Here is a 13,424-nt window from a genome sequence, read left to right as displayed (position 1 = left end):
TAAACCAACCACTAAAAATAGCTTTAAAAATTTAGCCGTGCACTATACCCGAATTTGAGTGATTTATCTCACTTTTCTCATTGAAACGCTACAAAAGCAAAAAACGGCGAACGCAGACAAATTGCTGGTTCACCGTTTCCGTTTAACATTTGTTCGATTTAACGCTTGATGCCAGACAACTGAAGGAGAATTTGCTCAAGTTCATCCCATGGCAACAGCTGAGAATCTATCACTTCTAATCGTGATTCAAACCCTTCTAAGCTGATTTCATTCACCGACACGACTCGGTTGGCAACATTAAACGCGTAGCACCCCTGATCCGTGTTGACCACCGCTTTAACGCGTTCCGCCGTTAAGTCCGAAAGCATTGAGAAAAGTTTATCAAAATCAAACGTGTACTCTGCCCCAAACAACCACCCGCAGCTAAAATACCCTTGCCCTTTGTTCTCTTTGCGCACAAAGGCTTCACCTGGCGGCAACTGGAATTGAGGCTCTTGGTGAGCATGGTCATGATGATGTGACTCGATATGGGAAGAAGCGCTGCCGTAAACCCGTTCGATATCCAAGACTTCTATCGGTAACTCACCGTCATGAATAAGCTTACTGAATACTTTTGAGGGAGATTGGTCCGTCACCCAGTCATTAAACACATCGATGTCGTGACTGGTACAAAGGTCAACCTTACTGCCTATAACCACATCTGCGCTGTCTAACTGGTCCACGAAATTTTGGTTAGAAAGGTACTTTTCATCACTTAAGTTACGCGGATCAACCAGAGCGATCGTCGCTTTTAGATCAACGTAAGGTTCATACTGTTCAGAGGTAAGCGTCGCGATAACCTGTTTTGGATGACCAAGGCCTGTCGGCTCAATCAATAAACGGTCCGGTTTTTGGCGCAGTAACGCGGTAATACCGACCGACATCGGCACGCCCGCCGTGCAACACATACAGCCACCCGGCACTTCTTTAATCAGCGCACCTTGGTCGGTCATCAATGCACCGTCGATGCCAATCTCACCAAATTCATTGACCAAAACCGCCCAGTTTTCGTTTTCCGGTTTGTTCTTCAGTAGATTTAAAATCGTGGTCGTTTTACCGACACCCAAAAATCCGGTCAGTATGTTGGTTGGTACTCGATTTGACATGCTTATCTCCGACACGTTAGTGCATTAATGCTCCAGCAAAGTATACGGAGAATGTGACTCGCTTCAACGCTTTTTATCGCGCTCATCAAGCTCATTGCGTGATGCGTGGGTACACATTTTTTGAGAGTGATCAGAGTGACTTATCAACTCTGAACGCTTCATATCAGAAAGATACATACTGGTGTAAATGACGCAGGTAAAAAACGCGATAATAGCGACTACGATGGGAAGAACTCCGAGTGTGTTTTCGAATTTAAGCGCAGCGATAGCCAATGCGAAAACAACGACAGAGATAAGTGCGATTGACTTACTTTTGTTGCTTTTCATGATAACTCGCCTTTCGTAAGGGTAGCCCCTAACACCTCCTGTATTAGGGGAACGCCAGTTTGAACAACATCCAACCTGACTATTCAATGCTACTCCTTTCGCTACTTGTGAAATTTGACAAAGCTAACATTTATTACAACATCAAACGATGAACTTATTACTAGCTTTCAGACACTTAGTGGACTGTAAAGCACTTACTAGCAAATCGACCCGCCGCTGACCAATATGTCGTTTTCATTGGCAATACAAACTTGAGCCACCAGCCTTAGCCCTTCGACTATCATCTCCAGAGACATAGAAGGCTGACTGCCACCTGCTGCTTGTTCTGGCAATAATGGGATATGAACAAACCCATGACGAACAGGTTTGTCTTTTAGATAATGTTGGATGCCATAAAAAAGGTGGTTACATACAAATGTTCCGGCACTGTTAGAAATCTGGCTAGGTATCCCCTGCTTTTGCAGCGTTTGAACAATACGCTTTATCGGCAGTGTCGAGAAGTAAGCATCTGGGCCGTCCGCCACTACGGGTTCATCAATCGGCTGATGACCAGCGTTATCTGGAATACGAAAATCATCCACATTAATTGCGACACGCTCTGGGGTGATCGCGCCACGTCCAGCCGCTTGCCCAACGGTAATCACACAATCTGGCTGGTGCGCTTCTATTGCATCAATAACGGTATTCAGTGACTCATACCGAATCACAGGAACTGGGCAAGTAACGATCATGGCATCTTCTATTGCCGCAGCCTCTAATCGCTTGACCGCTTCTAAGGCGGGGTTAATGGCGTCACCACCAAAAGGTTCAAAACCGGTAATCAGGACTTTCTTCATAACAGCCTTTAGGAAAAGAGTTTCACAAATTATTGCACTCCCCTTCACCCCATCCAATAGCAAAAGTATTGTTGACATAAGCCAGACAACATTATGTGACTCATGTCTAACAAGCGAGGGTTTTCACTTTATTGAATCTAGACAAGTTCCGGACTATCGAGACTAACTATCGATGATTAGTGGCAGGGCGAGGCTCTCTCATTACATGGCTCACGCAGAAACTTGGTTTCCACGCTTAACTTAGGTAGAGTACGCGACCGCAATGCAATTCGAAGAGATTGAATACAATGAATATTGATAACCATGTAATCGAAACGATTGAAGAGTTAGAGGCATTTCTGCATTTAGTAGAAAGCGGCGCTCTGGGTCTTGAAGGTGTCACTGGCGTTGCGCTAGCCACCTCTAATACCGATGGCCGTCCATTTGTTGCCGTATTAGGAGAAAAGCACCAATTGCTCCTTGGCCGCTGGGTTTCGCAGCACGTATATGACAATGGCAAAGACATCGTTCGTAACGGCTCAACCAGAAAACACTAAGCGCTCAGCACCATCTATAACACCATACCGTCTTATACACCAAGCGTATGCTTTGAAAGCAATGCGCTTGGTGTACTTAAAAAATAAAAAAAGAAAAGGCTAGCCTTTATTAATTTTGTCGGTATACTGCACATCAGCTCTTACGGAAAGAGCTATTAATGTAATTAAAGATCAAAGTTTCTCTCAGTTCCACATCGAATTCCTCGTTTACGTTCCTGCGACAAAATAGTTATCTCTAAAATCATATAGTAGCACTTGATATTAGCTAAAAATTCAATATTTAAAACAATCAAATATAGAGGTATCTATGTCTAATAAATTAACTGGTTCAGTAAAATGGTTCAACGAAACTAAAGGTTTTGGTTTTATTTCTCAAGACAATGGCGGTGATGACGTATTCGTTCACTTCCGTTCTATTGTTTCTGAAGGCTTCAAAACTCTTACTGAAGGCCAAAAAGTATCGTTCGTTGTTGAACAAGGTAACAAAGGTTTACAAGCTGCTGAAGTAACTGCACTGTAATTCTTTGTGTGGCATCAACGTTGTTGGTGCCACCATCCCCTTCCACTTATTGCCGCCCTTAATATTCTCTATCTAAGTTTATATACCCAAATCACTTACCTCTCCCACGCCGTCATTAATCACTTTCAATAAAGTCACTTTGGTATACATCTTTAGGTAATCACACTACCTACCTTGCAATTCCAGTTTGGAATTAAATTAATCTGATTCATATCTGAATCACTTCGCCTCATGCTTTGCTCATATAAATAAAGTTTATAAAATAAAAGCGATTGGCGAATATAAGAGAAAAAAATGAAATTAAATATATCCGCACAATCAATAAATTCTAATAATTACGAGCACATTATCCCTAGCCGAGACGCTATCCTTAGCCTATTCGATAAAGTTAAAAATCACTTAAGTCACGAGCAAATTTCTCGCTCTACTGGCTTAGATGAGAAACCACAAAAAGACGCTTTAAAAAAACGTTTACGCGCTATGGAGCGCGATGGCCAGTTGATTTTCACGCATCGCCGTGGTTATAAAAAAGTCGATCAAACCGCTTTGGTTTCTGGAAAGGTCAGCATTCACGCAGACGGCTTTGGTTTTGTCACTTACGACAGTAATGAAAAAGACCTTTTCTTACCTAAACACCAACTTACTCATGTGTTTGATGGCGATATCGTACTGGTTCTGAAAGGCAATGCTCAGCATCAAGGACGCTCAAATCATCGTTTCATCAAAATAGTGGAACGAAAAACAACCCACATCGTAGGCTTGTTAAAGAGAAAAGGTTCGAACTTCTATCTAGTGCCAGAAAGCGCGAAACTGACTCAAACCATTCATGTCACACCAAATGATCTTATCGCCAAAAGTGCCGGTAAACTCGTTCATTGTAAAGTCACGGCCTATCCAGATCACAGACAATCAACAACAGTTGAAGTGGCTGAAGTATTAGGGCGTCCGGGAGAAGCAGGAATTGAAGTTAAATTGGCGTTACGTCGACATGGCATCAATGACCATTGGGATGATGAAGTTCTTCACGCTGCTTCCGCATTTGGCAATCACGTAGAAGAAAAAGACAAAACGTCACGAGTGGATTATCGAGATTTACCGTTCGTCACTATCGACGGGGACGACGCGAAAGACTTTGATGATGCCGTTTATGCATACCAAATGGACAATGGGCATTGGAAGTTATTCGTTGCGATTGCAGACGTATCTCACTACGTTCAGCCAAACGACCATTTAGATCTTGAGGCGCAATCTCGTGCAACGTCCGTTTACTTCCCCGGATACGTTGTACCAATGTTACCAGAAACATTATCTAACGGTTTGTGCTCGCTTAACCCGAATGAAGACCGATTGGTTATGGTATGTGAGATGACCTTTGACGACGAAGGTAACATGCTAGATTCAGAGTTTTCTGAAGGGATCATTCACTCGCATGCTCGTTTAACTTATAACGAAGCTTACCGCATTGTTTCCCAATCAACGGAAGCAAAAACATACCAAGGTAAGAACCCAAAACAAAACATCAAACAGCATCTGGTGAATCTCCATCGCTTGTATTTGAACCTATCTGGTCAACGTCAAGTCCGTGGTGCCATTGATTTTGACACGCAAGAGCTTTCATTCACGTTAAACAATAAAAAGAAAATCGCGTCCATCGTTCCTGTAGTTCGAAATGACGCCCATCGAATGATCGAAGAATTCATGCTGTGTGCCAACGTTGCCACCGCTCAATTTTTGCAGCAACAAAAAATACCGAGCTTATACCGCGTGCACTCTGGTCCTCAGATGAAAAAACTGTCTTCATTAAGAATGATGCTTGCAGAGAAAGGGCTAACGCTTGCGGGTGGTGATAAACCAACTTCTCATGACTACAACGCATTACTGGAACAAGTGCGAGATTTGGATGAGTGTGATGTGATTCGTACCCTACTGCTACGTTCTCAGAGTCAAGCCGAGTATTCGCCGAAGAATATGGGTCACTTCGGTTTAGCCTATGACGCATACGCACACTTTACTTCGCCAATTCGTCGTTACCCAGACTTACTCGTTCACCGCGCCATTCGCGCTAAACTTCGAGAGCAAAAAACAGGCAAGCTACGCAGTCTGCTCATGAAACTAAAGCCTATTCGTCAATTGACAGGTGCTGCGAACAACTACCCTTACGATACAAAAGTGATCGAGCAACTGAGCGTGCACTGTTCGCATCAATCTCGTCAGGCAGATGAAGTGAGTCGAGAGGTTGAATCAGCACTGAAATGTCATTACATGAAGCCATTTATCGGGCAACACTTCACGGGGACAGTGTCTGGGGTCACACACTTCGGAGTATTTGTTGAGTTAGAGGAAAACCGAATCGAAGGTCTCATTCCTTTATCAAGTTTCCAAAATGGTGAGTTCGAATTTGATGCAGTCAAACAAAAAATTTCTAGCCAGAGCACCATGTTTACTTTAGGGACTAAAGTGCACGTGTTGGTTAAAGACGTTGATTCGAAACAAAGAAAGATCATGTTCAATTTAAAAGATGCAGAACACACGGTAGGTTAGTCTGTTGTAGTCTATTTTCTAACCCATTGTTCAAAAATAAAAAATAAGCTTTAGATACCGCGATTAACTTGTGACATTTCGCTGACATCAGCTCATTCTAAAACCCTAATATCTGGCAAAGGAAACGAATCTAACTTTTGTTTCCAGACACCATCGCAGAGTGTATTTCCAGCACTCTGTTTGCCTCGAGAGGTTCTTATGACAGCCTAGGATCTCTCGGGGCTTTTTTGCGCCTCTTAAACCCCACCTTATGTTGTATCCAACCCGTTAACAACCACACAAATTGTACTTTTTAACTAGTTCACTAGATCGCGAATTCTGATTTAAGCAACTGATCACACAACCTCTTCCAAATTTTGGGTATAAAAGTATCAATACTTTCGTTAACTAGGATGTAAATAATGAAAAACTCGTTTGATCTCACCATGCCCAATGAAGAAGGATACTTTGGTGAATACGGTGGCAGCTTCGTGCCGCCGGAGCTTGAACAAATCATGCGTGACATCAACGCAGCTTATGAGGAATGCAGCAAAGATCCTGAATTTAAAGCGGAGCTTGCTCGCCTGTATAAGCACTTTGTTGGACGACCTAGCCCAATCTTCCATGCGGAAAACTTGTCTAAGAAATACGGAGCAGACATCTACCTAAAGCGCGAAGACTTAAACCATACAGGCGCACATAAAATTAACCACTGCTTAGGAGAAGCCATTCTCGCTAAAAAGATGGGTAAGAAGAAACTGATTGCTGAAACTGGAGCAGGACAACATGGTGTCGCTCTTGCGACAGCCGCCGCACTGGTCGGCTTAAAGTGCGATATTTACATGGGTGAAGTTGATATTGCCAAAGAGCACCCGAATGTCGTCCGTATGAGAATCCTTGGTGCCAATGTCATCCCTGCCACTCACGGGCGCAAGACTCTCAAAGAAGCGGTTGATTCTGCCTTCGAAGCCTACCTAAAAGATCCTGACACACAACTTTATGCGATAGGCTCTGTCGTTGGCCCTCACCCATTCCCTAAAATGGTACGAGATTTCCAATCAATTATCGGTAACGAAGCACGAGTTCAATTCAAAGAAATGACAGGCAAGTTACCCAATAATCTCGTTGCATGTGTTGGGGGTGGATCTAATGCGATGGGGCTATTTACTGCTTTCTTAGACGATGAACAAGTCGCCATTCACGGCGTCGAGCCCGCGGGCCGCTCTTTGCAAAAGGTTGGCGAGCACGCTGCAACACTCACACTCGGTGAGCCAGGTATTATGCACGGATTTAAGTCTTACATGCTTAAAGATGAGCAAGGCGAACCTCAAGAAGTGTACTCTGTAGCAAGTGGCTTAGATTACCCATCGGTTGGGCCTCAGCATAGTTACTTAAAAGACATTAGCCGTGTCAATTACGGCTCAATCAGTGATGACGAAGCGATTGATGCATTCTTTGAACTGTCTCGCGAAGAGGGGATTATTCCAGCGATTGAATCCGCACACGCTGTCGCTTACGCGATTAAACTCGCGAAGCAAGGAGAAACTGGCTCAATTCTGATCAACTTATCCGGTCGCGGTGACAAAGACATTGATTTTGTCGTTGAACACTACGGCGAAAAATATGGCATTGAATCAATTATTTAGTCACGACTTCGTAGGCTAAATGTCTATACATAAAGCTACCTATTACTAGGTAGCTTTTTGTTTGAGCCTTACTTTCCCTACATGCGCTTTGAAGGCTTAACTACACAGTCCAAACCTTTTACTTTTGAGAAATAGGCATAGCTTGAGAAAGCCATCTTACTTACCACTCCAACTAGTCCTTTAGAACATAATTCGATTAACCGATCAGAGCAGGAATACCCGGAAGCTGACCAACGACAGCAAGCGAACCTGCACAAACGATAAATGCAGTGCCAGGAATCAGGTATTTATCTTTTCTCGAGAGTTCGTTGGCACGCTCATGGTCGCCGATAAGTCCAAGGTTATCCAGCAGCATCGTGATTGCCCAGCCAAAGACTGGATTAACGAATGCACAGGCAAAAATACAGATACCGGCACTGAGTGAATCTTTATGCTTGTGGATCATCTGCATACCCGCTTCTAAAAGCGGTAAGAATACACCGACAATCAAAGCAACACGCAGAACAGGCTCCCACATCGCTAGATCCATAGGGTAACCAATTACCGCGGCGGCAATACACATGAAACCCGTTAACAGTGCGCCACCTGGAATAGGACGTTTGGCAATTGCGGCTGGAATCATGTACGTTCCCCAAGAAGAAGCTAGGTTTCCGCCCCCTAAGAGTGAGCCAACCCCCTGACGAACAGACGCTCCGACCATCGTGTCGTCGACATCCATGAGTACGCCTTTCGCTTCTTTTGGGTAGTTCAGTTCTTGAAACACACGATGGCCGAGATAATCAGGGGACCACATAGCGACTGCCAGTAGAGCAAATGGAGTCACGGCAATAAAGTGCTCTAAGGTTGGCCAACCTAGTTGCCAGCCTGTATCTTCACCCCACCAGTAGAATGGACTGAAATTAGGCAGGCCCGGCTCTGTGGTAAAAGCAAACTCAGCGCCCATCAAATAAGCAACAATACCCGCGAGTGCAGAGCACAGTGGGATTGCCAACCAACGCTTGTTGATCTTAGCTAGGTAGGCATAAACCATAACGGTTAGGCCTATGACCACAAACGAAATGTAACCTTGGTCTGTACTTGCAGCCCACGCCTCAGTCTTATTAATCTGTCCGAGCAACCCAACAGCGCCTAGGTAGATCAATAACCCTCCTCGAACCCCAATGCCAGTCAAGGTCATGAGTTTAGAACCGCCTTTAGTCAAAGCGAGAATTAAGCCAAAAGCACATACCATCAAGCCAAGCGCCAGAGGATGCCCTCCTGCGGCAGCAATCATGGGAATCAGCGGTATCATTGGGCCGTGGGTACCGGCTAAGTTTGCATTCGGGTTTAGGATGGCGGAAAACAAAATAACGAACAGAGCACCCGCGATAAGCAATTCGTAACGCACGTTTTCTGCAACGAACTCCGGAGATAAACCGAACTGAGCAGCAAATGCAGCAACCATGGCGGTGACCATCACCACTTTACCAATGGTTGCGGCTAATGCAGGCACCCAGTCTTCGATTTCAATACTGTAATCACGTGATGGCAAATGAATACCCCAGCGACGAAAGCTCATGATGGTTAAATCATGGTTTAGAAAGTCTTCACGACTTTCAAATTCATGCGGTTTTTTGCGCACATCCCTGTAAAAGGTCTTACTTGAGTCAGACATTGAGCTATCCTTTGTTATATTTCAACGTTGAACTATGCCAACTAGAGTTTCGCTTGGTATACAGACCAATACGAGACAACACCCACATCAAACATCGAGGCCACACCAAGAAAGTGGTATGGCTAATTTTTGATTTGAACCTATTAAGCATGTATTGCTATCGGTAGGAATATTAGACATTAGTAAAAGAACAACAAAAATCTCACTTATTACACAAAGATTTAACATTACATTAGAGTACGCTGATGTTTAGTGAGAGTTTTTGAACAGCAATTCAAGAAGAGGAACAGTCGCAACTCCACCTGTGCTTTTCAAGGTAGAAAAAACATATCCGTATTCACACAGGTAATTGGTTAATTTTGCTCATGCAAGTACGCACTAACAACATCAAATCGAGTTGCAGCCAAACCATCGCTGCCTAACTATAGATATCTCTGTAATGTATACTTTGCTAAACTCCACCCTTTGATGAGTAAGGCCCCTAAAATGATGACTGACGAAGAAAGAATCGAACTGCAACGAAACAACCCACTGCACGGGTTAAAGCTAGAAACTATGTTGCAAGAGTTGGTGGATTTTTATGGCTGGGACATTCTAGATACAGCAATGCGCTTTAATTGCTTTAACACTAAGCCTTCGATTGCAAGTAGTGTGAAGTATTTAAAGAAGACCGAATGGGCGAGAGAAAAATTAGAAAACTTTTACCTTTATCGCTTTAAGCGCATGCCACGCGCAAGTGAAGAAGAATATGATTTACCACCGAGAGCTCGTACTTTCCCTCATGGTCTTGAACCTAAAGAGCCAATGCCGCTAAGCGTTGACTCTATCCTCAAGTCACAAGCTAAAGCTGCATCCGCATTTAAAAAACGCTCACCTCGTGGACGTCCGACGCGTCGATAGCACATTACCTTGAAAAGCAATAGAGCCCTACTGGTAGCTCCAGCAAGGCTCTATTGTTCTTTAAAGAAATGGCTAGAAGCGAATACTCAAGCTAGTGCGCCCCCTTCTCCAGCGCCTCCCGTAAGTAAACTCACAGGTTGTTTACGTATTCTATTGACTACGCTTTTTCTTCTTTTTCCCTGTACCTGCTGGCTTTGCACGCGGCTTCATCGGTAAAAAGTAGGCTTCACTTTGGTCGTCTTCCACTTCAAAGCCCTCTACCTGCTCACGTTCAAGTTGGAACTTATTTTTCTTTTCTATCACTTTGAAATGGTGATAGTCATCGTAATCGATAAGAGATAGCCCTAGACCCACTTCACCAGCACGACCACTACGCCCTATTCGATGCATATAGTCAGCAGGACTACGCGGGAGATCGAAGTTAATCACCACTGGCAGCTTTTCAATATCAAGGCCACGTGCTGCGATATCGGTGGCAATAAGAACTTGAATCTCGCCAGACTTAAAACCGTCAAGTACACGAGTACGAGCGCCCTGCCCTTTATCACCATGGAAAACTTCAGCTGTAATACCGCGTTTTGATAGTTTTTGCGCTAAATGGTTACAGGCATTCTTAGCATTCACAAAAATCAAAGTCTGTCGCCACTGATGCTGTTTGATTAAGTGCGCGAGTACCGCCGTTTTCTCACCTTTATTTACACTAAACACGCGTTGCACCAAAGTGCTGGCTTCTGCGCTCTGCAACTGAACTTCAACAGGGTCGCGGAGCAAGTGCTGAGCCAGCGTCGTGACTTTATCAGGGAAAGTAGCAGAAAATAGCAGCGTCTGCTTCTTCTCTGGCAGTAACGCAAGAATCTTATTGAGTTCTTCGGTAAATCCGAGGCTCAGCATACGGTCAGCTTCATCGAGCACGAGCGTTTTTACTTGGTCCAACTTAATCGCGTTACTGGATACCAGATCAAGTAATCGACCTGGCGTAGCTACGATAATGTCACAGCCACCGCGAAGCGCCAGCATTTGTGGGTTCACCGACACACCACCAAATACGGCAACCGTTTTGATCTTATCTCTAAGATGGTATGAGTAAGATTTGACGTTGTATGCAACCTGTGATGCCAACTCACGAGTTGGTACTAAAATCAGGTGAGAAACGAAGTTACCCCGGCGATGATTTGTTTCGTCTTGCTGAACAATTTTTTGCAGAATTGGCAGCGAAAAAGCAGCGGTTTTACCAGAGCCCGTATTGGCACCGCCAACAATGTCTTTCCCTTCAAGGATATAAGGAATGGTATGAGATTGAATGGGCGTCGGTTGGCTGTATTCTAACACTTCTAGTCGCTCGACTAAGGTTGGAATCAGGCCAAGATCGGCAAATGTCGCTTGCTGTGTTTTATCTGTCATTACGATGAGTGGCTCAGTGCTAGTAAAGGCCGTGTATCTTATGCTATTTCGCGTCTGGATGTTAGAGATAATGAGCCAAACAGAAGACTGGTGAGAGAAGCACTTGCTTATGTTGCGTGAGTAAATGTATGTAAAACCTCAGTACATAAAAACGAACCTAATTTAGGTAAGCTCTTGGCAACTATATGCCACGACTCGAAAAGTAACGCGTGGGTGAATCGCCATAGACCCGACGAAACATCGCGATAAAGTTACTGGGTGTCGAATAACCCAAAGCATGTGCAACCGCTCCTACGGACTCTCCGCGAGCCATCATTTCTAACGAATGTATTAGCAGTGCTTGTTGCCGCCATTCACTAAAACTCATGTTTAACTCACTTCGAATCAATCGTCTTAACGTCCGAGATGAGACTGCCCCGATATTTGCCCAATGCTCCACAGAATGTTTGCTGTTTGGGTCTATTAAAATCGCTTGAGTAACTTTTTGCAGTCTCGGATCTCTGGGCAGGGGGATGTGGAGTGACTCATGAGGGCAATTGACGATTTCATCGGATATTACGGCAAGAATACGTAAAGACTGTATGGATAGATCGTCTGTTTTGCTCCATATCGATGCTCTAACCGATAGGGCTTTCAACACATCGCTCATTTGGATCACACAAGGTCTCATTGGAAACCGCTCACAACTCTCTGGAGTAAACAGTAATGAACGACCTTTCAGAGAACCACAAAAATAAACACTGTGCATCGCACCCGGGGGGATCCAACCAGCTCGGTGAGGGGGTAGTATCCACGTTCCTTCATCGGTTTTGACCTGAATTAGCCCTTCATCTATACACAGTAACTGGCCTCGATGATGGCTGTGCCAATTATGTGGCCGTTGATCCAAATGTTTGAAGTCGCTCCTTTCATGCTGCCACTCCTTAGCGATCAGTGCGGCGCCATTTTTCCATTCGCTGTAATCAGAGTTTGTCACTTTATTTACTCAATTCCATTTTGGCCATTATTCATTATTTTCTGTCCTCTTAACGTTACCATAGCAAGTTAGCGTTCGAGTAACATTTTAGCAACGACCATTTTATCGAAGGCAGAACCATCATGAACGAACCTATCTTTATTATCTATTACATTACAGCAGGCTTGGGCATTGGCTTTCTCGCTGGACTCGTTGGTGTGGGTGGTGGTGGAATGGCCGTCCCTATTTTTGCGTTTCTGTTTTCACTACAGGGAATAGCTGATACAGAAGTGGTCCATCTTGCGTTAGGGACATCAATGGCTTCAATGATTATTACAACATTGGGCAGCATGCGCGCTCACTACAAAAAAGAGAATGTAGACTCGACAATGGTAGTAAAAATGTTGAGCGGAGTTCTAGTCGGAACATTTTGCGCCACATTCGTAGCATCGTATCTACAGGGGATCTATCTGGCAGGTTTTTTCAGCGTATTCATGTTGTATGTAGCTTATAAAATGTTTCTCAACACTGAAAATGAGTACAACTCTAACCCACATGGGGCTATCGGTAATATCACTGTAGGCTCGGTGATTGGCTCTGTATCAGCACTTGTCTCTATAAGCGGTGCGGGGCTGATCATCCCCTATCTTGTCCAGCAAAATTTTGAGGTAAAACGAGCTATTGGCACCTCTGCTGCGATAGGTTTCCCTATAGCGCTATCAGGAAGCCTCGGTTACATGTTAAACGGATGGGAAAATACAGATTGGAACAACTTAGTATTAGGATACATATACCTTCCTGCAATGATCAGCTTCTCCATTAGCAGCTACTTAACTACTAGCCTCGGAGTGCGTTGCGCAGAGTATTTCCCAAATAAAGTTCTTAAGAAAATCGTTGGTATTTTGTGTGTTCTTCTAAGTTTTAAAATGCTGGTACAAGTACTTAATTAGGGCAAGTAATACAGTCATCAGTATGTCTTGCAAT

12 protein-coding genes are annotated in these 13,424 nt (G+C 44.1%); 6 read left to right on the top strand and 6 right to left on the bottom strand.

Going from position 1 to position 13,424, the window contains the following annotated elements; genetic code table 11:
- Positions 1-158 precede the first annotated feature (158 nt).
- From ACWYVB_RS06955 to pcp, 3 genes are all read right to left on the bottom strand, one after another.
- Positions 159-1,145, bottom strand: a complete 987-nt coding sequence (locus ACWYVB_RS06955) for a CobW family GTP-binding protein (protein WP_017635758.1) — start codon at positions 1,143-1,145, stop codon at positions 159-161.
- A gap of 63 nt (positions 1,146-1,208) precedes the next feature.
- Positions 1,209-1,472, bottom strand: a complete 264-nt coding sequence (locus ACWYVB_RS06950) for a hypothetical protein (protein WP_005391057.1) — start codon at positions 1,470-1,472, stop codon at positions 1,209-1,211.
- 197 nt (positions 1,473-1,669) lie between these two features.
- Positions 1,670-2,308, bottom strand: coding sequence for a pyroglutamyl-peptidase I (pcp, locus tag ACWYVB_RS06945; protein ID WP_457528469.1), 639 nt, complete (start codon positions 2,306-2,308; stop codon positions 1,670-1,672).
- Between the two features lie 287 nt (positions 2,309-2,595).
- Between pcp and ACWYVB_RS06940 the strand changes: the two genes are divergently transcribed.
- The 4 genes from ACWYVB_RS06940 to trpB all read left to right on the top strand — a co-directional run bounded on the left by ACWYVB_RS06940 (position 2,596) and on the right by trpB (position 7,530).
- Entirely contained in the window at positions 2,596-2,844 is a 249-nt protein-coding gene (locus ACWYVB_RS06940) for a hypothetical protein (protein ID WP_005391061.1), read from the top strand.
- A 307-nt stretch (positions 2,845-3,151) separates the two neighbouring features.
- Positions 3,152-3,364, top strand: a complete 213-nt coding sequence (locus ACWYVB_RS06935) for a cold-shock protein (RefSeq protein WP_005375644.1) — start codon at positions 3,152-3,154, stop codon at positions 3,362-3,364.
- 294 nt (positions 3,365-3,658) lie between these two features.
- Positions 3,659-5,905 carry a ribonuclease R gene (rnr, locus tag ACWYVB_RS06930; protein ID WP_457528466.1) on the top strand — a complete coding sequence of 749 codons (2,247 nt, stop codon included), beginning with the start codon at positions 3,659-3,661 and terminating at the stop codon, positions 5,903-5,905.
- Between the two features lie 401 nt (positions 5,906-6,306).
- A complete protein-coding gene (trpB, locus tag ACWYVB_RS06925) occupies positions 6,307-7,530 on the top strand; it encodes a tryptophan synthase subunit beta (RefSeq protein ID WP_457528464.1) in 1,224 nt (407 codons plus the stop codon).
- 196 nt (positions 7,531-7,726) lie between these two features.
- Here the strand turns inward: trpB and ACWYVB_RS06920 are convergent, their stop codons facing one another.
- A complete protein-coding gene (locus ACWYVB_RS06920) occupies positions 7,727-9,184 on the bottom strand; it encodes a DUF3360 domain-containing protein (protein ID WP_005391067.1) in 1,458 nt (485 codons plus the stop codon).
- A 486-nt stretch (positions 9,185-9,670) separates the two neighbouring features.
- Here ACWYVB_RS06920 and ACWYVB_RS06915 point away from each other — a divergent pair, with 486 nt between their 5' ends.
- Positions 9,671-10,084 (top strand): VF530 family protein, encoded by a 414-nt coding sequence (locus ACWYVB_RS06915; protein WP_185090676.1) that lies wholly within the window; start codon positions 9,671-9,673, stop codon positions 10,082-10,084.
- A 150-nt stretch (positions 10,085-10,234) separates the two neighbouring features.
- Here ACWYVB_RS06915 and ACWYVB_RS06910 read toward each other — a convergent pair whose 3' ends face one another.
- A complete protein-coding gene (locus tag ACWYVB_RS06910) occupies positions 10,235-11,485 on the bottom strand; it encodes a DEAD/DEAH box helicase (protein ID WP_457528462.1) in 1,251 nt (416 codons plus the stop codon).
- A 181-nt stretch (positions 11,486-11,666) separates the two neighbouring features.
- Entirely contained in the window at positions 11,667-12,461 is a 795-nt protein-coding gene (locus tag ACWYVB_RS06905; RefSeq protein WP_457528461.1) for an AraC family transcriptional regulator, read from the bottom strand.
- A gap of 122 nt (positions 12,462-12,583) precedes the next feature.
- Here ACWYVB_RS06905 and ACWYVB_RS06900 point away from each other — a divergent pair, with 122 nt between their 5' ends.
- Entirely contained in the window at positions 12,584-13,390 is an 807-nt protein-coding gene (locus tag ACWYVB_RS06900) for a sulfite exporter TauE/SafE family protein (RefSeq protein ID WP_395207863.1), read from the top strand.
- Positions 13,391-13,424 lie beyond the last annotated feature (34 nt).

Source organism: Vibrio sp. JZG10 (genome assembly GCF_054064075.1).
The sequence above is the reverse complement of the archived record's forward strand: the minus strand, read 5'-3'. Positions and strand labels throughout refer to the sequence as shown.